Annotated in this window: 19 protein-coding genes; 15 read left to right on the top strand and 4 right to left on the bottom strand. The window is 36.0% G+C overall.

The window, feature by feature from the left end; genetic code table 11:
* The first annotated feature begins 442 nt into the window (after window positions 1-442).
* The 6 genes from JG29_RS06810 to JG29_RS06785 all read left to right on the top strand — a co-directional run bounded on the left by JG29_RS06810 (window position 443) and on the right by JG29_RS06785 (window position 7,375).
* Window positions 443-1,468 (top strand): threonine aldolase family protein, encoded by a 1,026-nt coding sequence (locus JG29_RS06810; RefSeq protein ID WP_045923200.1) that lies wholly within the window; start codon window positions 443-445, stop codon window positions 1,466-1,468.
* A gap of 243 nt (window positions 1,469-1,711) precedes the next feature.
* Window positions 1,712-3,031 (top strand): Sapep family Mn(2+)-dependent dipeptidase, encoded by a 1,320-nt coding sequence (locus tag JG29_RS06805; protein WP_045923199.1) that lies wholly within the window; start codon window positions 1,712-1,714, stop codon window positions 3,029-3,031.
* A 4-nt stretch (window positions 3,032-3,035) separates the two neighbouring features.
* Window positions 3,036-3,989: a glycosylasparaginase gene (locus JG29_RS06800; protein ID WP_045923198.1), complete on the top strand. Its 954-nt coding sequence runs from the start codon at window positions 3,036-3,038 to the stop codon at window positions 3,987-3,989.
* A 24-nt stretch (window positions 3,990-4,013) separates the two neighbouring features.
* Window positions 4,014-4,538, top strand: coding sequence for a GrdB-related putative oxidoreductase (locus JG29_RS06795; RefSeq protein WP_045923197.1), 525 nt, complete (start codon window positions 4,014-4,016; stop codon window positions 4,536-4,538).
* A gap of 25 nt (window positions 4,539-4,563) precedes the next feature.
* Window positions 4,564-5,877, top strand: a complete 1,314-nt coding sequence (locus JG29_RS06790) for a PTS sugar transporter subunit IIC (RefSeq protein WP_045923196.1) — start codon at window positions 4,564-4,566, stop codon at window positions 5,875-5,877.
* A 349-nt stretch (window positions 5,878-6,226) separates the two neighbouring features.
* A complete protein-coding gene (locus tag JG29_RS06785; RefSeq protein WP_045923195.1) occupies window positions 6,227-7,375 on the top strand; it encodes an ROK family transcriptional regulator in 1,149 nt (382 codons plus the stop codon).
* A gap of 74 nt (window positions 7,376-7,449) precedes the next feature.
* Here JG29_RS06785 and JG29_RS06780 read toward each other — a convergent pair whose 3' ends face one another.
* The 4 genes from JG29_RS06780 to xylA form a co-directional block, all read right to left on the bottom strand.
* Window positions 7,450-8,139, bottom strand: a complete 690-nt coding sequence (locus JG29_RS06780; RefSeq protein WP_045923194.1) for an HAD-IA family hydrolase — start codon at window positions 8,137-8,139, stop codon at window positions 7,450-7,452.
* Window positions 8,140-8,155: 16 nt separating this feature from the next.
* The gene (locus JG29_RS06775; RefSeq protein ID WP_084232635.1) at window positions 8,156-9,580 is read right to left on the bottom strand and encodes an SLC13 family permease; all 1,425 of its coding nucleotides are present in this window, start codon (window positions 9,578-9,580) and stop codon (window positions 8,156-8,158) included.
* A 258-nt stretch (window positions 9,581-9,838) separates the two neighbouring features.
* The gene (gene xylB, locus JG29_RS06770; protein WP_045923192.1) at window positions 9,839-11,347 is read right to left on the bottom strand and encodes a xylulokinase; all 1,509 of its coding nucleotides are present in this window, start codon (window positions 11,345-11,347) and stop codon (window positions 9,839-9,841) included.
* Between the two features lie 21 nt (window positions 11,348-11,368).
* Window positions 11,369-12,709: a xylose isomerase gene (gene xylA / locus JG29_RS06765; RefSeq protein ID WP_045923191.1), complete on the bottom strand. Its 1,341-nt coding sequence runs from the start codon at window positions 12,707-12,709 to the stop codon at window positions 11,369-11,371.
* Between the two features lie 708 nt (window positions 12,710-13,417).
* On the opposite strand from xylA, the gene JG29_RS06760 reads away from it, so the two are divergent.
* The 9 genes from JG29_RS06760 (at window position 13,418) to JG29_RS06720 (ending at window position 23,305) form a co-directional block, all read left to right on the top strand.
* Window positions 13,418-13,885: a PTS sugar transporter subunit IIB gene (locus tag JG29_RS06760; protein ID WP_045923190.1), complete on the top strand. Its 468-nt coding sequence runs from the start codon at window positions 13,418-13,420 to the stop codon at window positions 13,883-13,885.
* A 21-nt stretch (window positions 13,886-13,906) separates the two neighbouring features.
* Window positions 13,907-14,698 (top strand): PTS mannose/fructose/sorbose/N-acetylgalactosamine transporter subunit IIC, encoded by a 792-nt coding sequence (locus JG29_RS06755; RefSeq protein WP_045923189.1) that lies wholly within the window; start codon window positions 13,907-13,909, stop codon window positions 14,696-14,698.
* The gene (locus tag JG29_RS06750; RefSeq protein ID WP_045923188.1) at window positions 14,691-15,515 is read left to right on the top strand and encodes a PTS system mannose/fructose/sorbose family transporter subunit IID; all 825 of its coding nucleotides are present in this window, start codon (window positions 14,691-14,693) and stop codon (window positions 15,513-15,515) included. The genes JG29_RS06755 and JG29_RS06750 overlap by 8 nt, the downstream gene beginning before the upstream one ends.
* A 17-nt stretch (window positions 15,516-15,532) precedes the next feature.
* Window positions 15,533-17,590, top strand: a complete 2,058-nt coding sequence (locus tag JG29_RS06745; RefSeq protein WP_045923187.1) for a glycoside hydrolase family 31 protein — start codon at window positions 15,533-15,535, stop codon at window positions 17,588-17,590.
* A gap of 90 nt (window positions 17,591-17,680) precedes the next feature.
* Window positions 17,681-18,097 carry a PTS sugar transporter subunit IIA gene (locus JG29_RS06740; protein ID WP_045923186.1) on the top strand — a complete coding sequence of 139 codons (417 nt, stop codon included), beginning with the start codon at window positions 17,681-17,683 and terminating at the stop codon, window positions 18,095-18,097.
* Window positions 18,098-18,322: 225 nt separating this feature from the next.
* The gene (locus JG29_RS06735; protein ID WP_052696329.1) at window positions 18,323-20,212 is read left to right on the top strand and encodes a glycoside hydrolase family 36 protein; all 1,890 of its coding nucleotides are present in this window, start codon (window positions 18,323-18,325) and stop codon (window positions 20,210-20,212) included.
* Window positions 20,213-20,653: 441 nt separating this feature from the next.
* Window positions 20,654-21,646 carry a tryptophan ABC transporter substrate-binding protein gene (trpX, locus tag JG29_RS06730; RefSeq protein ID WP_045923184.1) on the top strand — a complete coding sequence of 331 codons (993 nt, stop codon included), beginning with the start codon at window positions 20,654-20,656 and terminating at the stop codon, window positions 21,644-21,646.
* Entirely contained in the window at window positions 21,646-22,545 is a 900-nt protein-coding gene (locus tag JG29_RS06725) for an ABC transporter permease (protein WP_045923183.1), read from the top strand. The genes trpX and JG29_RS06725 overlap by 1 nt, the downstream gene beginning before the upstream one ends.
* The gene (locus JG29_RS06720) at window positions 22,538-23,305 is read left to right on the top strand and encodes an ABC transporter ATP-binding protein (protein ID WP_045923182.1); all 768 of its coding nucleotides are present in this window, start codon (window positions 22,538-22,540) and stop codon (window positions 23,303-23,305) included. The genes JG29_RS06725 and JG29_RS06720 overlap by 8 nt, the downstream gene beginning before the upstream one ends.
* Window positions 23,306-23,339: the final 34 nt, after the last annotated feature.

Here is a 23,339-nt window from a genome sequence, read left to right as displayed (position 1 = left end):
AATAAATTTATGGTACAAAAGGATATTCATTTTACAATGATAAGCGCTTGGTCTTGTACCCGAAGAGCTTGTTGAATTGATTCTAAGTTATTAACTATATAATTGGAGTAAAACGATTCCAAAACAAACAGGCTTAGCTATTGTATTCCGGAAATTATATTGAAACATTATTCTCATTTATGGTAAGGTATTGCTGAAGAGATAACAGAAAATGTCGATATACGTATTGCTCTAAAAACAGCGATTCAATCCAATGGCAATCAAACATTAAAAAGTTCTTCTAAATTCCTGCCAGATTGGGGAATGGTTGACATACACATTGATGTAAAAGTGATTTTTCGTCAATTGTACGCTTAGAGTGGGAATAATTTTTAATGAAGTCTGATTGGTATCAGACTTTTTTTATATTTTGAATTATTTCACAAAAGTAAGGAGTGAAAAAATGATTTCTTTTTTAAATGATTATTCTGAAGGTGCCCATCCGCGAGTTTTACAGCGCTTGATAGATACTAATATGCAGCAGGAAACTGGTTATGGTACGGATACTTTTACGACTGCAGCAACTGCTAAAATTAAAGAAGCTCTGGACTGTCCCCAAGCCAAAATTTGTTTTTTAACTGGTGGTACGCAAACAAATCAAATTGTTATCGGCTCGCTGCTCAAAAGTTATCAAGGAGTTATTGCAGCTGATAGTGGTCATATTAGTTTGCATGAATCTGGTGCGATTGAATTAACAGGGCACAAGGTTTTAACTGTTCCTGGTCAAGATGGGAAAATAGCTGCTCCAACACTGGCTAACTATCTTAAGGATTTTTACGATGATGATAGTCGCCAACAGATGGTTTTTCCGGGAATGGTTTATATTTCTTATCCGAGTGAATATGGTACTTTATATTCAAAACAGGAATTGACTGCTTTAGCAGCAGTTTGCCGAGAATATCATTTACCTTTATATATTGATGGTGCTCGTTTAGGTTATGGTTTAGTGAGTCCGGAAGCGGATTTAACTATTCAAGAACTAGCTCAATTAGCGGATGTTTTATATATTGGTGGGACCAAAATTGGAGCCCTATGTGGGGAAGCAGTAGTTTTTACAAAAAATAATCAGCCTGACTATTTTTATTCTTTTGTCAAGCAGCATGGAGCCTTATTAGCTAAGGGACGGCTGAACAGTTTGCAATTTTTAGAATTATTTACTGATAATTTATATTTTGAGATTAGTCGCCATGCGGTGCAATTAGCTCTCCAGTTAAAACAGGGATTTTTGGATAAAGGTTATCGCTTGTATATAGATTCACCTACTAATCAGCAATTTTTTATCATGGATAATCAAAAAGTACAGGACTTAAGTCAGCAAGTATTATTCACCCGTTGGGGAAAATATGATGAAACACAGACAATTCTCCGTTTTGTAACTTCATGGGCTACTCATGCTGAGGCGGTAGAGCAATTATTGACTTTAATTTAAGTTGAGCAAATGATTAGAATTATAACGGCCGCGACGCACGTGCCGTAAAATTATTAAGATATATTATTTCTCATGGAAATAATATATCTTTTTATTTTATAAATTTTTCTTTGGGCGATAAATTTTGTGAGACTAAAAATATTTTATAACTCCTGATAAAAGAAAATTGCACTAACAAAGACCAGAGAGTAGAATTTAGTTAAATTATTAATAAAGTATCTAACTTTACTTGCAAGAAAGGGGATGAAAACGCTGCAGGATATTGATGCTATTATTGCGAAACAGTGGCCATTATTTACAGAAGATTTAGCCAAACTTATTGCTATTCCCAGCACCCGTGGACCGAGTCAGTCTCATGCTCCTTTTGGTGAGCAGCCGCGCCGTGCTTTAGAGCAAATAGTTGCAATAGCAAAAAGCTATGGATTTCAGACGGGAATTGTTAATGATGCTATGGCTTACGTTCAGTGGGGTGAAGATTCGTCTAACTATTTGGGAGTTGTGGGCCATTTGGATGTGGTTTCGGCTGGTAGTGGTTGGACCAGTGATCCTTTTACTTTAACGCAACGTAATGGTCGTCTTTACGGGCGGGGAGTTTTAGATAATAAAGGTCCCAGCCTGGCTTGTTTATATGCTTTAAAAATACTTCACGAGACACACCTACGACCTCAAAAAACGGTCAGATTGATTTTGGGTTCTGATGAAGAAAGTGGCAGTCAAGATATCAAAATGTATTTACAACAACAACCCGCTCCCGTCTTTGGTTTTACACCGGATTGTAAATACCCTGCGGTATATGGTGAACGCGGGATTGTCAACTACGCTATTACCACCACTATTGATGATGGCAGTTTAAAACAATTAAGTTCTCTAGAAGGTGAGCAAGCGTTGGATCATGTTCCGGATGATATAAAGGTTCTAGTAAATGGACAACCACTTCACATTAGCGGTCGAAGAACCCCTACTAATGCTCCTGAATTGGGAGAAAATGCTTTAACTTTATTGGCTGAAAAAATTTGTCAGCAACATTTAGTTCAAGGTGAGTTAGCAAGCTATTTTTCTTGGTTAGCTAATAGTTTTCATGAACAACATTATGGAGAAGGCTTAGGAATTAATTTTGCAGATGCTGCTAGTGGCAAATTAATTGTTGCTCCTTATTTATTACAAAAGACCAAAACAAATTTGCGCTTAGAAATTGCAATTCGTTATCCGGTTTCTTATCAAGAAGAGGAGGTTACTGCTGGTTTAAAAAAAGCCCTTTTGCCTCATAGTCAACTGCAAATTATTCGTAGTTTAAAAAGTGTCAGGCATGATCCTCATGACCCTAATGTGATAGCTCTTTCACAAGCTTATCAAGAGATTACAGGGCTGGATGCAACTCCCGTGACCACTACCGGTGCTACTTATGCACGTTTTATGCCTAATATTATTGCTTTTGGTCCTTCTTTTCCTGGGCAAAAGGGAATAGCACATAAGCAAGATGAGTGGATGAGTATTCAAGATTTACAATTAAATATTAAAATTTATCTTCAAGCAATTTTAAAATTATGCAAAAGAGAGGAATAAACCAATGACTTGGGCAACCATTGCTACCTGGCGCATGTCCTATGAAGGAGTACAAACAGCCAGCAAAATGTTACAAGAAGGCAAAAGTTCCGGAGATGCTGTAGAAAAATTAATTAATCAAGTTGAAGCTTATCCGTATTATAAATCGGTAGGTTACGGTGGTTTGCCGAATGAAGAAGGAATTGTGGAAATGGATGCGGCGTTTATGGACGGTGATACCTTAGCGCAGGGAGCTGTAGGCGGCATTCAGAATGTTAAACACGCTGTTTCCGTAGCACGTTCTTTAAGTCAACAACATTATAATAGTTTTCGTGTGGGTGCAGGTGCGACCAAATATGCTTTACTCCACGGTTTTGAAATAACAAATATGTTAACTGAGCGCGCCAAAGCACGTTGGCAAAAGCAGTTGCAAGAACAACAAAGCCGCAATCTCTCAGCTTATAATGGCCATGATACAGTGGGCGCTATTACTTTAGATAATAATAATTCCATGGCAGTGGCGACTTCTACTTCGGGACTTTTTATGAAAAAGGCCGGGCGCATCGGTGATTCTCCCTTATCTGGATCGGGCTTTTATGTTGACAGTGAAATTGGCGGAGCCGCTGCTACTGGGCTTGGTGAAGATATTATGAAGGGCTGTCTGTCTTATGAAATTGTCCAGAAAATGGGCGCTGGTCAATCTCCGCAACAAGCCTGTGATCAAGCAGTTTATTCTTTTGTTCATAAATTAAAAAAACGCTATGGTAAAGCGGGCGAATTTTCCTTAATTGCTTTAAACAATAAGGGAGAATGGGGAGTTGCAACCAATGTGGAATTTACTTTTAGCATTGCTAGTGAACAGCAAAAACCCCAGATTTTAATAGCCCATCCCGCCCAGCAGCAAACTACTAAGATTGAACCTGTTACTCAAGACTGGCTGGATGCTTATGAAAAACGGATCAAAGCTCCCCTGGAATAATTATTTTGAAAAAGGAGAAGTGAGATGAAAGTTATTGTCATTTTAGATCAAATTCAATCCGGTCTGGGAGGTAAAGAACATGCAGATACACCTCTCGGTGGTAAAAAAATCGCCATGGGAAGTGCGGCCACTATTGAAAAGGCTTTAGCTCAATCTGACAGTACCATTATAGGAACTTTTTATTGCGGGACGCAGTATTATCAGAATAATCAGGCTTTAGTCCAGCAAAAATTTGCCAAAATGGCAGAAAAAATGAAAGCTGATGTGGTAGTTTTAGGTCCAGCGTATGATTATCATGATTTTGCCCAGATGGCTTGCGAAATTGGAGATTATATCCAACAAAATACCTCACTGCCTGTGTTAATTATGCTGGCTCAAGAGAAAAACGCTGATTTGCTGGCAAAGTACCGCCAGCATTTGCTAATCGTAAAAATGCCGCCCAAAGGTGGCAGCGGCTTAGCTGCGGCCATTGATCATTTAGTGGCCGGCTGTTTACAAGTAGTTCAAAAAGAAGACTTAACAACGTTCAAAAGTAATTATTGTTATTGATAAATCCTAAAGGGGTGGCTGAGAAATGCAGAAACAACTGGAAAAAATTTTAATGCCCGTAGCAGTTAAATTGGGCAACAATGTGGTTTTACGTTCCTTACGCGACGGTTTTATGATCGTGATGCCTTTAATTATGGTAACCTCGTTTTTCTTATTAATAGGTAACTTCCCCATTCCAGGATGGAATGAATTTTGGACTAGTGTTTTAGGTAGTAATTGGAATGAATGGTTTAGTGCCGTTTCGACATCAGTCTTTAGTTTTAGTGGTATTTTATCCTGTATGGGTATTGGCTATGCCTATGGTAAGAATCGCGGATTGCAAGGAATTTATCTAGCTGTAGTTTCCTTGGTTTCTTTTTTAATTTTAACACCCACTGCTATCACAGCCGGTAAAAAGAAAATCGAAGCCGTGCAGACGATGTATTTAGGAGCTAATGGGGTCTTTTTAGGAATTGTGATTGCTATTTTGAGTGTGGAAATTTATCGCTTTGCTTTTAAGCGGCATTGGACAATTAAAATGCCTGCCGGAGTTCCGCCTGCCGTGAGTGAATCTTTTGATGCTTTAATTCCTATAGCTTTAGTTATTTTAGTATTTTTCCTGATTAGAATTATTTTTAGTTTAACCAGTTTTAATACTGCCTATAATTTTATTTATACTTTACTGCAAGCACCGTTGAAAAATGTAGGTAATACTTTGCCTTCAGTTTTGCTGTATAACTTTTTAGCCAGTCTTTTATGGTGTTTGGGTATTAACGGACCAACCATTACGAATTCAGTTTGGTCACCTATTTTCTTTGTTTTGACACAAGATAATTTACATGCTTTTCAACATCATTTACCTTTACCTCACATTTATACACAGCCATTTATTGATATGTTTACTACTTATGGTGGTGGAGGAAGTACATTATCGTTACTAATTGTAATGTTTGCTGTTTGCAAATCTAAAAGAATTCGGGAACTAGGAAAATTGGCAATTATGCCGGGAATTTTTGGTATTAATGAACCAATTATTTTTGGCCTGCCGGTGGTATTAAATCCGATAATTGCGATCCCCTTCATTATCATGCCTACACTCAATACTTTTTTGTCCGGAATGGCCTTTACCTTAAAGCTATTGCCTTATACCAATGGAGTGCAGTTATCTTGGACGACACCACCGATTATTTCCGGGTGGCTGGCTACTGGTAGTTGGAAAGGGTCGGTTTTACAAATTATTGAGATTGTGATTGGAGTGTTTGTTTATTATCCTTTTATTAAAATATTAGACAAACAATACTTAGAAGAAGAACGAAAAGCAGAAGAAAAAAATTTAGAGATTAATTTTGACGAAGTTTAAATCTAATTGCCTTTTAATGGAATGGACGGCCTGAGAATAATAGTTAGTAAAAATTTAATCTGGTTGGGACTTATAGACTCTAAAGCTTAATCAGATTTTTATATACATAAAATTGTCTTTTATAAGTTTATTAAGTTTGTTGTTAATTAAAATTACTAACCGGACTGATTTGGCTTATCCTCCTCAAAAGTGGTGTAACTTAGGCTTAGCAAAGAGTTATTCGTATTGAAGCTTGGGAAACTATTATGGGAAAATAAAATTAATTTAATTTCTTTTATAATTTAAATTTAAGAATTGCCAATAAGTTGTATAATTAAACTAACCTAATATGACACAAGTGAGGTAAATAATGGCAGAAATATCTAAGAAACAATCATTTCACCATCGCAATTTAAAGTTAGTTTTACAACAAATTATTAATTACGCCCCTATTTCTCGGATTGATATTGCGCGTAATCTGAAGATGAATAAGTCTTCTATTACTGCTTTATATAACGAAATCGAACAAAAAGGTTATTTAAAAGAAATTGGAATTGGTAAGGCTTCTAAAGTTGGAGGACGCAAACCAATCCTGGTGGCCTTTAATGAAAAGTATGGTTATACAATTAGTGTTGACTTAGGATATAAACATTTGCATATTATGGCAAATTATCTTAACGGACATGATTTTTATTATCAACGGATTAAAAATCATAATTCTAATATTCATGATATTTTAAAAACCGTCGATAGCCAGATTAATTTAATAGCCCAAAAAGAAAAAACTCAGCATGGTCTATTAGGCATTGCTTTTTCGATTCATGGAATTGTTGATCAAACGCAAATTGTTAATTCTCCGTTTTTGGATATGAAAAATATTGATTTACAAAAACGTTATTTTGAAAAATACCAGGTACCGGTATTATTAGAAAATGAAGCCAATTTAGCAGCCATTTTCGAACATGATTTTAATAATCAAGAAAATAAAGCTAATCTTCTTTGCGTCAGCATTCACAAAGGCATTGGTGCGGGTATAATTTTAAATCAACAGATTTATCGCGGTTATCGAGGAGCTGCCGGGGAAATTGGTCGAATGTTGATCTCTTCTTCTAATCAGACCAAGATAGAAGATGTTTGTTCAGAAGATGCAGTAGTCGAACGGTTAAAATCTTTAAAAAATAATAATAATTTAGAAAGATCAGATTTAGTCAAATTGGCAGCTCAGGGCGACTCAGATGTCCAAACGATTTTACAAGAATTTATTCGTGGAATAGCTAAAATACTTGTCAATGTTTCGGTTTCTTTAGCACCGGAAGAAATTTATTTGAGTTCACCCTTATTGGAAGAATTGCCTGCTTTATTTGCAAAGATCAAGGCCTGTACTGAAAAATTGGGCCTGGTTCCTCGGCTTTATTTAATTGGTAATTCCAATTATGCTACTCTTTTGGGAGCGAGTTCTTTAATTATTCATCATGTTTTACAATTGGATAATTATAATTTGAAATTTCACTATCAATAGCTTTTAAAACAACCAAAAATCCTGAAATAAATTTTATTTCAGGATTTTATTTTAAAAAATATAAGTCTTTGAAATTATTCCTCAATTAAAGCCGGTAGTTGCCCCAAATTGCTAACTTGATAAGTACATAAGTTATCTTGAGGTACGGGAGATTGATGAAGATTAAGCCAGCAACTGTCCAACCCATAATTATGAGCCCCAACAATATCCTCATCGTAAGTATCGCCCACCATGAGGACTCTGCTTTTATCAGAACAACCGATATGTTGGAGAATTTTTGTAAAAAATTCTGGTTGTGGTTTAATCGCACCTAAATTTTCAGAAGTATAAATTCCCTGAAAAAAGGGACCCAGACTTGAATTTTTGATTCTTGGGCTTTGAGTTTCTTGTTTTCCGTTGGAGGCCGTATAAAGTTTCATCTGAGAACTTAATTTCTGACAACAAGATACTGCACCTGCAGTAGGGGTCATTTGCTTTTTTTGCATATTTTGAAATTTCCTATCAAACACCGCTGGTGTTTGCGGACAATCCTGTAAAAAAGGCAAATCAAACCGCTCATTAAATACGGTTTCAACACTAATTTCCTTATTTTCAGCTTGTTGCCAAAGTAAATGATTACGGGCCAGAAAGGCTTCATATTCTTGTTTAGTAGCTTTAAGATTTTGTTCTGCCAATAAACTGGTAAACATTCGTTGCCAAGTATCATCACTTTCTAAAGTTAACAAGGTATCATCAATATCAAATAAAATAATGTCATATTTCATAAGGCTTTTCTCCTTCTTATAATTTTAACATGCCAGTTAAATGCCACAGTGGAATGCAGAGTTCAAAGATTAAAATACATAGTCCAATGTAAATAAAAGAATATTTACGAATATCATGATATGTAACTAAAGAGTCATCAGTGGCCGCCGCTGCAGCATCAATCCCCATTTGATTATAAGACATGTGCCAAGTCTGGGAAATAATTAGAGTTATAAAGAGAATGATAAAGGGACTAATTCCCACTTGAGAACAGGGTTTGGCAAAAAGAGCATAAAAAATACTCATACAAGCCACTTCTGAAACTACAAAAGTGCGCACAATAACTACTAGTAAGCTCAGAATAGGAATAAATAGAAAAATATTATTAACAACCGGTTCTAATACTGGAGCCATACTTTGAGCCAGCCACGTATCGATATTTAAATCAGTTAGTAATTTGGCTGTCGACATAAAACCAGTAATTAGAATTACCATATCCCAGCTAATTTTTCCCCGAAAATCTTTAGTAGATAAAGTACCTTGAATTAAAAATGCACACAAGGCGACGATTCCTACTAAGTATGAGGGGATATGAAAGAGAGGTCCAAAAATCCAAAAAGAGAGGGCAATAATGAGAACCCAGACGGTGAATTTTTCATTACTGCTCATAGGACCCAAGTCTTTGTGAGAAGAGACCGTCGTTAAAACTTGCGAATTTTTGGAATTGTGAAACATACTCAATAAAATAATATAGAATAAACCCGCAATTAAAATAAGCCATAAGATAGTATTGGCTAAATAACTGCCAAAATTAAGATTTTGTTTTTCTAACATCCCAATAATGATAGCTGCCGAGGTTCCCCCGGTACTAAAAGCCAACCCAAAAACATACCCTGAGAGATACATTGCTAGATACAAAGCGATTGCTTCACGGGAAGATTTGTGATAACCATATTCTTGAGCTATAACAACAGCAAAAGAGGCTAATAAAGTCATTTTTGCAGTAACACTGGGAATTAAGGGACTCAAAATAAGCCCGGTAATGAAGATTGCCGTCACCTGACCGTTGATAGTATTGGGAAAAATGGAAAAAGTTTTATTAGTTAAGCGCTTTAAAAGACCGGAATTGGTAACTCCCGCTGAAAAGCCGAAAATCCCAATTAGATTCCAAAAGAAAGTATCGCCAAATAAACTAAAAACTTCCTGAAATTTGCCAACCCCGACAACTACCATTAGCATTAATCCCAGAATAATAATAATGTAATCGGCTACAAAATGAACCATCATTAAAATAATAATAAGCAGAAAAACTCCCAGATAATTCATTGCTGGACGTGTTAATCCGGGAAAAGGTGGTATTATGAAAAAAATGCAGGAGATTAATGATAAAAGTAATCCTCCAACCAATTTAATATTTTTAAATTGTTTAAACCAAGAGCTTAGTATGTTGAGCCATCTCACTTTCGTTTGTGCTTGTGACTAAATTACTTAATTATAGAATAACATATCTTTTACTTTTGAATATTCTAAAAAGAATATTAATTTTTCAGGACCAATAAAAATGGTCAGAGACAAAACTCTACCCCCTAAGTAAAAATTAAGCACTCCGCTTAAGTCGTAAAACGACTGCGGAGTGCTCTTTTGCTGCCAATATTCTGGAAATTACTCAATAAATCCTAGGCTCAACCCTATTTTAGGTTTAAAGCCATTAAGATTCAGCTAATGATTTTGTTGTCGAAATTGAATTAAATTAAAACTTAAATCCCGGGTATGTTGATAGACTTGATGGTAGATTGGGTATAGTTTCTGGTATTTAGTAACATTATCCGCAATAGGATAATAAAATTTTTTAGTTTTGACAAAAACATCAGTACAATCTTGAAAGTTAGCATACCAACCAGCTCCTACAGCTGCGATGATAGTAGCTCCTAAACTAGCGGTCTGTTCATTCATTAGGCTGGCCACCTTTTTGTTAAAAATATCCGCCTGAATTTGCAACCAAAGAGGGCTTTGAGCCCCACCGCCGATAGAAATAACAGTGTCAAAATTATGCTGATTATGTTGATAAATCTGCATAAGATCTTCGAAACTAAAGATAATTCCTTCTAGAATTGACCGTATAAAATCTGCTCGTTTGTGACTACTGTCGAGTCCAATAAAACTTCCACGAATAAATGCATCGGCGTATGGTGCTCTTTCACCAACTAAATAGGGGGTAAAAACTAAACCGTTGGCTCCTACAGGGGATTGTTCTGCTTCTTTGAGCAGTGCGGCAAAACTTTGGTGGCGACAAAAGGTTCTTTGAAACCAATTGAGAGAATCGCCGGCAGCTAAGGTGACTCCCATAGAATAATAAGCATCATTCAAAGCATGATCCTCAAACTGAAGCACCCCTTGATAGTTAGTTTGTGCATCTGGTTCATATTTGAGGACTACACCCGAGGTACCAATACTGGAAAGTACAGATTGCGGCTGCAGCAAGCCGGCACCAACCGCACTAGCAGCATTATCGGCTGCACCAGCATAAACGGGAGTTCCACTTTGCAGACCAGAGATTTGTGCATATTCAGAAGAAATAGTACCGGCTATCTCACTGGAATGTAACAGTGATGGGCAAATGCTCAACGGGATATGGAACTGATCACAAATGGTAGAACTCCATTGTTGTGTATTAATATCGAGCATAACACTTCCGGTAGCATCTGAATAATCAGTTGCTAATTGACCAGTCATTTGGTAGCGCACATAATCTTTGGGTAAGAGAAAAATTTTGACTTGTTGCCAAATTTCTGGTTCATTTTCTTGGACCCAGAGTATTTTGGGAAGAGTAAATCCTTCTAAGGGACGATTGTGGGTAATTTGAATAAAATGTTGCGCCATTTGCTGTTCAATCAGCTGGCATTGTTTAGTAGTACGAGTATCATCCCAGAGAATTGCTGGTCGTAAAACTTCATTATTCTTATTAAGAAGAACTAAACCGTGCATTTGTCCCGAGTAACTAATACCGGCAATTTCAGCGGCAGAAATTTTATCCAATGTTAATAAATTATGAATCGCTTTGGTTGTTGCGTTTACCCAGTCGTCGGGGTTTTGTTCGCTAAATCCGACCTGCGGATGTAGTAATGGATAAGAAGCACTTTCTTGAGCTACAATTTTTCCGTAATAATCTACTCCGGTTACTTTTACAGAACCAGTGCCTATATCAATCCCTAAAACATATTTTTTCATAATTTTACCTATAATTAATAATTAACTTAATGTTTCGATAATATAGTGGTTAATTGTATCTTTAATTTGCTCTAAATGATCAGAATGGGTTGCAGCTCGCAGCTGGGCTTGAGTTTTATCTAAACTATATTTTTCTAAGTCTGTAAAATTAACCGTACCAGCTTCGATTTGAGCACCGATTCCAGAGTTATAAGAATTGTAACGTTCATTTATAATATCTTCAAGTACATGGTCGGCCTTCATTTTTAAAGCTACTCTTAAACCTGCAGCAAAACTGTCCATTCCCACTATATGACCGTAAAATAGATCGTTAGGTTCAAAGGATGACCGCCGCGGCTTGGCATCAAAGTTTAAACCACCATGAGGACCAATCTGACCTTCTTGTACGACTTCATACATAGCAGCGACTGTCTCGTACAAATTAGAAGGATACTCATCAATATCCCAACCAATAAGTTTATCTCCTTGATTAGCATCTAAAGATCCTAATAGTCCGGCAGTACGGGCGACACGAATTTCATGTTGATAACTATGACCAGCTAAATTAGCGTGATTTCCTTCTAGGTTAAGTTTAAAATCTTGATCTAAATTGTATTCTTTCATAAACGCAATCGTAGTCGCAGCATCAAAGTCATATTGATGAGTCGTCGGCTCTTTAGGTTTGGGCTCCAATAGCATTTGTGCTTGAAAACCAATTTCCTTAGCGTAGTCTTTAGCCATCTGGAAAAATCGGGCAGCATGTTCTTGTTCACGTTTCATATCAGTGTTCCACAAAGATTCATAGCCTTCACGACCACCCCAAAAGACATAATTTTCTGCTCCCACACGTTTGCCGATTTCCAAACTGTGTTTTAATTGTGCTGCACTATAAGCGAAAATATCTGCATAGGGCGAAGTAGCTGCTCCCGCTACAAAACGGGGATTATTAAAAAGATTGGAAGTATTCCATAAAACTTTCATTCCTGTAGTCTTTTGATACTCCACGATTTTGTCCACAATTTTATCAAGATTTTGATTAGTTTCTCGTAAAGTATCACCTTCAGGAGCCAAATCACGATCATGAAAGGCAAAGTAATTAACTCCCAGTTTGTCGTAAAATTCAAAGGCTGCATCCACTTTTGCCAGTGCTTGATCCATAGGATCAGAATATTTATCATAAGGGCGAATTGCTGTACCATCGCCAAAAGGATCCACCAGGCGTTGATCAAAAGTATGCCAGTAAGCTACTGAAAAGCGTAACCAATCTTTCATTTTTTTGCCACCAATAATTTCTTCCGGATTATAATATTGAAAGCCTAAATCCGATTTTAGACTTTGGTGCGGTCCGATATATTTGATTTTGTTTACTTGCCAATATGCCATAATTTTCTCCTTTTTAATTGGTTGGTTTTTAATACAAACTTACATTACAAGAGTACATTTCATTCACGCGGGTGTCAACATTTTAATTATTTTATTTATTACGTTGGTATAAAAAGTTATTGTCAGTCACTAATTAATAAGGATACTTTAGAATTTTATAATTTCGGGTATTTAATTATTGACTCTGTTTTAGTGCAATGTTATCATATTTTTAAAGTTAGTTAGTTTTAAAAACAAACGAATAAAATAAAGGAGATTACTATGGAAACCTAATTCTAAAACTTAAATTACCAGCACCCATATATTAGAATTTCATGGATTTCAAATTTGTTAAATAATTATTAAACTAATTATAAATGATTGGATATTGGATGGAAAGTTTTATCTACTTTTAAAAATAATAATCTTTTTCGACAGATGTTTACTATTTTTACTATGGAAATAGGTGAGCTTATTTGTAATGTTAAGCGATTACATTTTTATAATTTTGTCGAGATAACAACAGATTATTTTGTGGATGCTTAATATAGAGAATAAATTTAGTAACAACTTTCATTCTGTACTTTTCATTATTTAAGGAGTGATCAATAAAAAAGCTTAGTCATAGTTTTTTATCATTTAATCTTGATTTTGATAATAAAAAGTTTTAATTACCTTCAAATAGTAATTAATAGCTATTTATTAAACTAAAAATAGGAGATCATAAAAATGACAGTTGTTTTGGCTAGGATTGACCAGCGTTTGATTCATGGCTTGATTGTTAATCAATGGGCCCAGTATTTAAAAATAAAAAGATTTATGGTTATTGATGATGTTATCAGCAAGAATGAAACTATAAAAAATAGTATGCGACTTTCAAAACCAGCGGGAACGGGAATGTCCATAATTGATACGCAAAAGGCTATTACTAATTTTTTGGCTGGAAAATATGATTCTCAAAGGGTTTTTGTTTTAGTAAAAGAACCGGAAACTATTATTAGATTAGTAGACGCAGGTATCAGTATTCCCAAAATTAATTTGGGGATAATTTTTAATGAAGATGGGCGCAAACCTGTTACCAAATTTGTTGCTTTAAATGACAAAGAAAAGAATGATTTACAGATTTTAAATAATAAGGGGATTCCCATCACTATTCAATATGTGCCTAATGATCCGGAAGAAACCTATAAGATATAGTAAGTTAGGGAGTGATTAAACATGCATCTTGTCCAAGATATTTTGATTATTATATTAGCTGGATATATGACCGTTGATCAAGATGGACCAGTTATCATGTCTTGGTTCCCGGTTATTGTCGGAACCATTACCGGTCTAATTATGGGAGATTTGGCGACGGCTTTACAAATAGCGGGAACATTTCAGTTAATGATGTTGGGGGTTGCCGCATTAGGCGGAGCCTCTGCTCCAAACTATGGTTTGGCCACAATTATCGGATCTTTTGTAGCTATTAGAACGGGAACAGGTATTAAATCAGCGATTGCCATTGGAATTCCGGTAGGATTATTGGCTATTCAACTGGAAGTTATTGCTCGTATTATTAACAACTTTTTGGTGCATCATTTAGAAACTCTCAACCAACAGAGTGAATGGAAAAAGATGGAGAGAAGAGCATATCTGGGACCCACGTTATTTTTCTTGCAAACAGCTATTCCTACAGCTTTAATCGTTTTTTCAGGTCCAACAATTGTCAATATTATTTTAAAAGTAATACCTAAATGGGTGACAAATGGATTAACAGTTGCCGGGGGTATGCTACCGGTTGTTGGTATTGCTATGTTACTGCATTATATGCCGATTAAAAAATTTATTCCTTATGCGATTATTGGCTTTGTTTTAGCAGCCTATATGAAAGTTCCTGTCTTGGGTATTGCTTTGATTGGCTTTGCTGCAGGTTATATTTACTTTATGAAAAATAATAAAACCGTTACTCCAAGCGCTAACACGCAAAACATAACTGACGAAGCGGAAGGAGACGACTACGATGAGTAATGAGCAATCTAATACGAATAATTATAAAGTTACCAAAAAAGACTTACGTAAAGCCGCTTGGCGTTGGAATTGGATGACCGTTAATTTATTTAACTATGAAACGCAGGAAGGACCTGCTGTCGCGTGGTCGTTAGCTCCTGTTTTACGTAAAATTTATAAAAATGATGATGAATATAAAGCGGCCTTAGAAAACCATTTTAAATATTTTAATACTACTCCTACTATGGCTAACCTAGTTTTGGGAGCTGTAGTAGCAATGGAAGAAAAAGATGGAATTAAAGCCAAAGATACCGTTCAATCATTTAAAACTAGTATGATGGGTCCTTTAGCCGGTATTGGCGACACCATTTTTTGGGTATTGTGGCCCACTATTATGGGATCAATTTCAGGATATATGGCCTTACAAGGGAATCCTCTCGGAGCAATAGTTTGGTTTATTGTTAATATTCTGTTTTTCATAATGAAATTTTGGTTTTTTGATATCGGTTATACCTCAGGAACAAAGTTAATTGACGGACTGGGAGATCGATTAACTACTTTTACAGAAGCTGCTTCTATCATGGGTTTAACAGTTATTGGATCTTTAGTAGCAACAGTTGTAAAAGTATCTACTCCTTTTGTTTATAAAACGGGACAGGTTAAATTAGCCTTACAAACTGATATTTTAGATAAAATTATGCCTGCTTTACTGCCGGTGTTATTAACTTTACTTGTCTATAAATTATTAGATAGCAAAAAATGGACTCCTACTAGAATTATATTTTTAGTTATCGTTATTGCTATTGCTGGTACATTCTTTGGTTTATTTAAAGCTTAAAAAGGAGAATAACAAACTTGATCGATATTATTAACAATAGAATTGAATTTCATAATAATGGTGAAGTTCTAATCATTGAAGCTTGGGGAAAAAATAGCGTAAGAGTTCGTTCGTTCCCTAATTCTAAAGTTCTTCCTGGTGATGGAGCTTTAAATAATAAGGTTTCACATGAGGCACAGGCCAGTTTAATAAATGATGATGAAGCAAGGCTGATTAATGGTAAGATTGAGGTTTTACTTGATCATAGAAACAGACTCACTTTTAAGAATTCCAAAGGACAAGTGCTTTTAAAAGAATTTGTTCGACAACGAGCAGTTAAAAATGACGACGGAAGTGAGGATATTAATAACGTTACTGTAACAGCAGATTTTAATTCAACTTTGAAATTGGCACCACGAGAATTTAAAGCGAATGTTGGTGGCGATTATGAGTTGTTTTCCCGGTTTGAATCGGGAATTAATGAGCATATATATGGTATGGGACAATATCAGCATCCTTATTTAGATTTAAAATATACTAAATTAGAACTCGCACAACGTAATTCTCAAACCACAGTACCATTTTATTTATCAAGTTTGGGCTATGGCTTTTTATGGAATAATCCGGGTATTGGAACAGTTGATTTTGCTAAAAATATTACTTTATGGCATTTGCCTTCGACTGATAGATTGGATTATTGGGTTACAGCTGGTGACACTCCTCAACAAATAGAACGTCAGTATGCTGACGTGACTGGCAAAGTGCCACAAATGCCACGTAATTTGTTGGGCCTGTGGCAAAGTAAGTTAAGATATCAAACAGATCAAGAAGTACTGCAAGTTGTTGACAAATATAAAGCTAAAAAGATTCCTTTGTCGACCATCGTAATTGATTTTTTCCATTGGCCTTATCAGGGAGACTATTGCTTTGACAGTCAATATTGGAAAAATCCACTGGAATTAAGTAAAAAGCTGAAAAAGTTGGGAGTTACTCCTATAGTTTCAGTATGGCCAACAATTGAAAAGGGTTCTAAAAATTACAATAAATTTCAGGAATTAGGATTATTAGTAAAAGAGCGCCGGGGTGTTAAAGTCGCAATGCAAACGCAATCTGATACTAATTTTATCGATATGACTAATCCTCTGGCCAGAAGAGAAGTTTGGAAATTATTACATGATAATTATCTTGCCAATGGTTATGATACTTTTTGGTTAGACGTGGCAGAACCAGGTTATGCCGTTTATGACTATGATAACTATCATTATTATGAAGGCACCGACCTTTGCTGTGGAAATATTTTTCCAGACAGGTATCTGAAAATGATTTTTAAGGGATTGGTTGATGCAGGACATGATAATGTTGTAACTTTGGTTAGAAGTGCCTGGGCAGGATCACAAAAATATGGTGCTCTTTTGTGGTCGGGGGACATTGATGCTAGTTTTAAAGCTTTAAGAAATCAAGTTAACACTGGCTTAAACGTTGGAATTGCCGGAATCCCGTGGTGGACAACTGATATTGGCGGATTTCATGGCGGTAATCCGAAAGATCCCGATTACCAGGAATTAATGACACGCTGGTTTGAATATGCAACGTTTAGTCCTGTATTAAGAATGCATGGTTTTAGACAACCGCATGATGAGCCCTTAGCTAGTTCAGGTGGTGGAGCCATGGCTTCCGGTGCGGGCAATGAAGTTTGGAGCTACGGATCGAAAACTGAAAATATTTTAGTTAAATATATAAAAATCCGTGAGAATTTAAAAGATTACATTGCGGAGCTGATGGAGCAGGCACATAAATTTGGTGATCCAATAATGAGACCTATTTTTTATCATTTTCCTAATGATAGCAATGCTTGGACAGATAAGGGCGCTAATGAATATCTTTTTGGTGAAGAATTGTTAATTGCGCCTATAATTTATCCACAACAAGTCAAAAGAGAATTATATTTACCAGCTGGTGAAACTTGGTACTGTTTTAATGATTCTCAGATGTATCAAGGAGGTCAGAATATAGTAATTGAGGCTCCTCTAGATCAGATTCCTTTATTCTGCCGGAAGAGATCCAAAGATAAATTTAAGGAACTGATAAAATTATAAACTAATAAAAATGAGTGTAATAATCATTGTGATTTAATTACACTTATTTAATTTAAAATAAAATAAATCTTTCTGGAGATAATATTGATTATGAAAAGAATTATTGTAATAGCTTCACATCATAAATTAGCCTTAGGAATGGCTGACACATTACGCTATATCACAAATACTGATTTAGAAATTATTACTTTGGCAGCTTATTTAGATAATACCCCGGTTAATCAACAAATTGAAAAGATAATGGCTAAAATACCGCAAACAGCAGAAACTTTTATTTTTACTGATATGATGGCGGGGAGTGTCAATCAAGGATTTGAAAAGTATTTAGATCAAGACCACACACATTTAATTACCGGAATGAATCTTCCCTTAATCATGGCAATTGCCTTAGACAGCTCCCCAGAATATTTAACTACAACTGCAATAGAAAACTTAATTAGTGAAGCCCAAGCCTCGATTATTTACGTCAATAATGCAAAGGCCGAGATTGATGAAGACGATGAATAATTATGTTAGGGGAGGTGAATTATAATTAAAACTCTGGCTAAAATTCGAACTGATCAGGTCGTTGTCGTTTATTATCTGAATGATAATCAGAACGTTGAATGGATAATTGTCCCCTCTGATCTGGAAGAAAGCATTGAACTACCTCAAAAAACTAAAGGGGATTCTTTAATCCAGATTAAAATAGCAGGTGATGATTATTCAAAAGGATTTGTGACTGGCAGTAGCATGAGAAACAGTGCTACTGTAAAAGATTTGCAATTTATAGATTTAAAACAAAATGAAAATAAAGACCAGATTAAAGTTCAGGTTCGTTTCAAAGATCAACGTAATTGTTATTATAGTCATCACGCAATAATTGAAAAAAATTGTCCATTAATTGAGACCTATACGACTGTTTCTAATAATAGCAAGGCACAATTAAAAATTGAAATGCTTAGCAGCTTTTCACTTTCTAATTTATCTCCTTTTAATAAACATAATATTTCCAAAAATCTTCTATTAACAAGATTTCGGTCCAAATGGGCTATGGAAGGGTATCCTGAAACTGAACCAATTGAAAAATTTCAATTGGAACCATCTTGGAAGCCTTCAGGAGCTGGGGTCTTAAAATTTGGACAAGTGGGTTCAATGCCTGTGCGAGGTTTCTTCCCAGTGGTTTTTGTTCAAGATGTCGCAAATAATTGTACTTGGGGAATAAAGATTGAAGCCCCTGCATCATGGCAAATCGAGGCTTATCGTTTGGATGAGGATTTGTGCCTTTCAGGAGGAATCGCCGATAGAGATTACGGCTGTTGGACAAAAACTGTTAACCCCGGTGATTCTTACACATCTGATCATGCGTTTTTATCAGTATGTTGCGGTGATTATCAAGACTGTGCCTTTTATTTGAATTCTGATTTAAAAGCAAATCAGACCACTAAAGCGATCCATAATCTACCCTTGGCAATTGAGTATAATGATTTTTGTTTTGATTGGGGCAGACCCACTTACGAACAAATCAATTCACAAATTGCCATAGCTCAAAGATTAGGCGTTAAATATTTTATAATTGATGCAGGATGGTATGGAGGCAAGAACAATTGGGAGATTGCTTTAGGAGATTGGAAGCCCAGTAATCTACTTTTTAAAAATTATTTTCCGAAGGTCGTTAATAATATTAGAAAGGCAGGAATGATTCCTGGAATCTGGTTTGAATTAGAGAATGTAGGCCGTGCCTCAGCGGCGTTTAATCAAAAAGATCATTTATTGCAGAAAGATGGCAGTCCCTTAACTGTTGGTGATAGAAGATTTTGGGATATGAATGATCCTTGGGTGATTAACTATTTAAAAGAAAAAGTTATTAATTTTTTAAGAGACTATAATTTTGGCTATTTAAAGATTGACTATAACGAAAATTTTGGCACTGGTTTTGATTCTCCTGAATCTTGGGGAGCTGCCGCTAGAAAGCAAATTCGAGGCACACAAAATTTTATCGAACTGATACATCAGCAATTGCCTCATCTCATTATTGAAAATTGTGCTTCCGGTGGCCATAGATTGGAGACAACTTTTATGAAATTAACTGATCTCTCCTCCTTTTCTGATTCTCATGAAACTAAAAATATCCCTGTAATTGCGGCTAATTTACATGCTCTGATGTTGCCGGCACAAGAACTGGTTTGGGCGGTTTTACATGCAGAAGATTCGCTGGATGTTATTGACTACACGCTTATTTCTTCTTTTTTGGGCCGTCCGTGTCTTTCAGGAGATTTAACTGCTTTAAGTGAGACTCAAATACAGGAAGTATTAAAGGGACTGAGATTTTATCAAAGTATAAGTCCGATAATTAAGCAGGGCAAATCATTGAGATGTGAACCACCTCTAATGAGTCAGCGTGAGCTTACGGGTAAACAAGTTTTAATAAGATATAGTACAGATTATGAGTCCTGTGTAGTATTTATTCATAATTTTAGTAATTCTGGTGGTTCTAATAGGGGCTCAGTGCGAATTAACCCTGAATACTCTCTTGATTCAATCTTTGGAGATAGCCCAAGTGTCAGTTACAATAAGGGACTTTTAAAATATAATTTTACAGCTAATTATAGAAGTGTCGCACTCAAATTTTTAAAGAAATAACTTAAAATGTTTCTTGCAATGAGTGATGAATAAATTGCTGATAAAAAAAGTATGGTGGTAGTTTTATGGTGTCAGTTAGGGCTTAAAAATCGTTAGAGCTAATTTCAATTAATTGGTTAGCAGTAACCACATTGGATTTAAATAATAAATTAATTATTGACAGTGAAGATTTTTACCAGTATAATCAACCTAACTTAAATAAAAAGAGGAGATTAGTAATGATTAATTCAAGTTTACACTTTAATATTCGTTGGCAAAGCCGGTAACTTGGGTTAATTCCGTTATGGATGCGACCTGAGGTTTCAGTTCGTATTCATGCCGGCTAATCTTAATAATTAAAAGTCTGCATGATCTTGTGAACATGCCGGCTTTTTTCTTTTCTAAAGAGGAGCCTGAAATATTGAGGCTCCTCTTTTTATTTTTTGGAGAGGAGTTAAGGAAATGAAGAGAATGATGACATTTGTGGGAATCTTAATCGCTTTTTTGGCAGTAGCCTTTTTTCAGGAAAGTGGTCCTTTGTCTGCCCAATCTAAGCCTCGTGTCGGAGTGCTAACTTTGATGCACCATCCAGCCTTAGATCAAATTCAAAAAGGTGTAACTGCCGGTTTAGCCGAAAAGGGATATCATAATGGCCAAAATATTCAAATTGATTATCAAAATGCCCAAGGAGATCAGAGCAACTTAAAGACCATGGCCAATAAATTAGTCAATGAACATTCCAATGTGGTAGTCGGCATTACGACACCAGCATCTCAAGCGCTAGCTAATTCTACTAAAAAGATTCCAGTAGTTTTAGGCGCTGTGACTGATCCTAAAGCAGCGGGTTTAGTTCAGAATTTTCAACGTCCGGGAGGAAATATTACCGGAGTTTCGAATCTATCACCAATAGCTGCTCAATTACAATTGATTAAAGAGTTTTTGCCACATTTAAAAACTCTCGGAGTGATTTATACTTCCAGCGATAGTTCTGCTGTAGCCGAACATAAAGTAATTGTACAAAAAGCCCGCCAAATGAAAATTCCGATAAAATCCTATTCTATTTCTAATAGTAATGATTTGAATCAGGTCTCTCAAGAAATGCTGCAACAAGTAGATGCAGTTATGGTACCGGCTGATAATGTGATTGCCGGAGCTATGCAAACGTTGATTAAAAATTCCGACGCCGTAAACAAACCTGTGTTTCCGGCAGTAGATACGATGGTGAAACAAGGCGGAGTGGCTACCTATGGTATTAACCAGTACAAATTAGGCTTAATTGGGGGTCGTTTAACGGCAGCCATTTTACAAGGGAAAAAGCGTCCTGCAACTACTCCAATCCAATATGTTCGCCACGGAGATCCAATAGTAAATGTCAAGCAGGCCCAAAAATTAGGACTCAAAATACCACCGCACTTTTTAAAGGATGCACAAACTAAAGGGGAGGTAATTAAATAATGAATTTAATGGTTTCCGCAATCGGACAAGGATTATTATGGGCATTACTGGGATTAGGTTTATATTTAACTTTTCGTATTTTGAATTTTGCTGATATGACAGTGGAAGGAACTTTTCCTTTAGGCGCCGCCACAGCGGTTACTGCCATTACCCATGGAGTCTCACCGTTAATGGCTACATTTTTAGCCTTTGGAGCTGGAGTTTTGGCTGGCGTAATAACGGGCTTACTTTATACCAAAGGCAAGATCCCCAGTCTCTTAGCCGGAATTTTGGTGATGACAGCAGCTTATTCTATCAATCTTAGAATTATGGGCAAATCAAATATTTCACTTTTAGGTAAAGCCACTTTATTTAATAATCAGTTTTTACAGTCACTACCGCAATATTTTGACAGTGTGCTGATTGGCATAGTGGTTATTATTATCGTAACTGTAATCTTAATTTTCGGTTTAGATACTGAATGGGGACAGGCTTTCATTGCCACCGGTGATAATCCGCAAATGGCTAAAGCTTTAGGAATTCATACGGATAATATGATAATTATGGGATTAGCCATTTCCAACGGTTTAGTAGGAGTTTGTGGCGCTCTGGTAGCTCAAAGTAATGGTTATGCGGATATTAATATGGGAATTGGAACCATTGTAATTGCTTTGGCCTCGATTATTATCGGGGAAGTGGTTTTTGGAGAATTAACTTTGAATCAGCGTTTAGCTGCTGTTACTTTGGGCAGTATTATTTATCGGTTATTATTATTAGCCGTTTTACAATTAGGATTCAATGCTAATGATTTGAACTTGTTATCATCTTTAGTCTTGGCGGCATGTATGATGCTACCTCAATTAGAGAAGCATTTGCGTCTAAAGAATACTTTTTTGAAGGGAGTGCATCATTATGAATAAACCGATTCTGGAATTAAAAGATGTTCAAACCATTGTTAATCAGGGAACCAGCCAAGCTGCAACTATTTTAAAAAAGATTAACCTGCAAATTAATGCCGGTGATTTTATTACTATTGTCGGTACTAATGGTGCAGGAAAGTCGACCTTATTTAATGTTATTAGTGGTCTCTTGCCTGTTAATTCGGGTCAGATATTTCATAATGGCAAAGATGTAACTAAGCTTTCCGAAGAAGAACATACACGGTTTTTAAGTCGAGTTTTTCAGGATCCTAAAATGGGGACAGCACCACGTATGACTGTAGCAGAGAATTTGTTGTTAGCAGCTAAACGCGGTGAAAGAAGGCATTTTTATCCCCGAAATTTAAAAGCACACAAAGCTCATTTTCAGCAGTTGGCCGCCACAATGCATAATGGCTTAGACCAGCATTTAAACACACCCGCCGGAGCATTATCCGGGGGTCAAAGACAAGCTTTAAGCTTTTTGATGGCAGTTTTGAAACGGCCGGATATTATTCTGTTGGATGAACATACAGCGGCGTTAGATCCTCATACTAGTATGGCCTTAATGCAAACCACCAATCAATATATCCAAAAAGAACATTTAACAGCATTAATGATCACTCATCAATTAGAAGATGCTTTAAAATACGGTAATCGGATCTTAGTTCTTAATCAGGGACAGATTCAAGTTGACATGACGGGCAATGCCAGAAAACAATTAACAGCCGAAAAACTATATGATTACTTAGTTGCCAAATAGTGGAATAGTTAACAAGCTGGAATATTGGCTTTTA

The sequence above is a fragment of the Bombilactobacillus mellis genome, assembly GCF_000967245.1.
Taxonomy (GTDB): domain Bacteria; phylum Bacillota; class Bacilli; order Lactobacillales; family Lactobacillaceae; genus Bombilactobacillus; species Bombilactobacillus mellis.
Note: the sequence above shows the minus strand (reverse complement) of the source record. Positions and strands in the feature narration are given on the sequence as shown.

Excerpts from the sequence above, each read along its gene's own strand:
- JG29_RS06810 (WP_045923200.1), top strand. The coding sequence starts at position 443 with ATGATTTCTTTTTTAAATGATTATTCTGAAGGTGCCCATCCGCGAGTT.
- JG29_RS06805 (WP_045923199.1), top strand. The coding sequence starts at position 1,712 with ATGAAAACGCTGCAGGATATTGATGCTATTATTGCGAAACAGTGGCCA.
- JG29_RS06800 (WP_045923198.1), top strand. The coding sequence starts at position 3,036 with ATGACTTGGGCAACCATTGCTACCTGGCGCATGTCCTATGAAGGAGTA.
- JG29_RS06795 (WP_045923197.1), top strand. The coding sequence starts at position 4,014 with ATGAAAGTTATTGTCATTTTAGATCAAATTCAATCCGGTCTGGGAGGT.
- JG29_RS06790 (WP_045923196.1), top strand. The coding sequence starts at position 4,564 with ATGCAGAAACAACTGGAAAAAATTTTAATGCCCGTAGCAGTTAAATTG.
- JG29_RS06785 (WP_045923195.1), top strand. The coding sequence starts at position 6,227 with ATGGCAGAAATATCTAAGAAACAATCATTTCACCATCGCAATTTAAAG.
- JG29_RS06780 (WP_045923194.1), bottom strand. The coding sequence starts at position 8,139 with ATGAAATATGACATTATTTTATTTGATATTGATGATACCTTGTTAACT.
- xylB (WP_045923192.1), bottom strand. The coding sequence starts at position 11,347 with ATGAAAAAATATGTTTTAGGGATTGATATAGGCACTGGTTCTGTAAAA.
- xylA (WP_045923191.1), bottom strand. The coding sequence starts at position 12,709 with ATGGCATATTGGCAAGTAAACAAAATCAAATATATCGGACCGCACCAA.
- JG29_RS06760 (WP_045923190.1), top strand. The coding sequence starts at position 13,418 with ATGACAGTTGTTTTGGCTAGGATTGACCAGCGTTTGATTCATGGCTTG.
- JG29_RS06755 (WP_045923189.1), top strand. The coding sequence starts at position 13,907 with ATGCATCTTGTCCAAGATATTTTGATTATTATATTAGCTGGATATATG.
- JG29_RS06750 (WP_045923188.1), top strand. The coding sequence starts at position 14,691 with ATGAGTAATGAGCAATCTAATACGAATAATTATAAAGTTACCAAAAAA.
- JG29_RS06740 (WP_045923186.1), top strand. The coding sequence starts at position 17,681 with ATGAAAAGAATTATTGTAATAGCTTCACATCATAAATTAGCCTTAGGA.
- JG29_RS06735 (WP_052696329.1), top strand. The coding sequence starts at position 18,323 with ATGAGAAACAGTGCTACTGTAAAAGATTTGCAATTTATAGATTTAAAA.
- trpX (WP_045923184.1), top strand. The coding sequence starts at position 20,654 with ATGAAGAGAATGATGACATTTGTGGGAATCTTAATCGCTTTTTTGGCA.
- JG29_RS06725 (WP_045923183.1), top strand. The coding sequence starts at position 21,646 with ATGAATTTAATGGTTTCCGCAATCGGACAAGGATTATTATGGGCATTA.
- JG29_RS06720 (WP_045923182.1), top strand. The coding sequence starts at position 22,538 with ATGAATAAACCGATTCTGGAATTAAAAGATGTTCAAACCATTGTTAAT.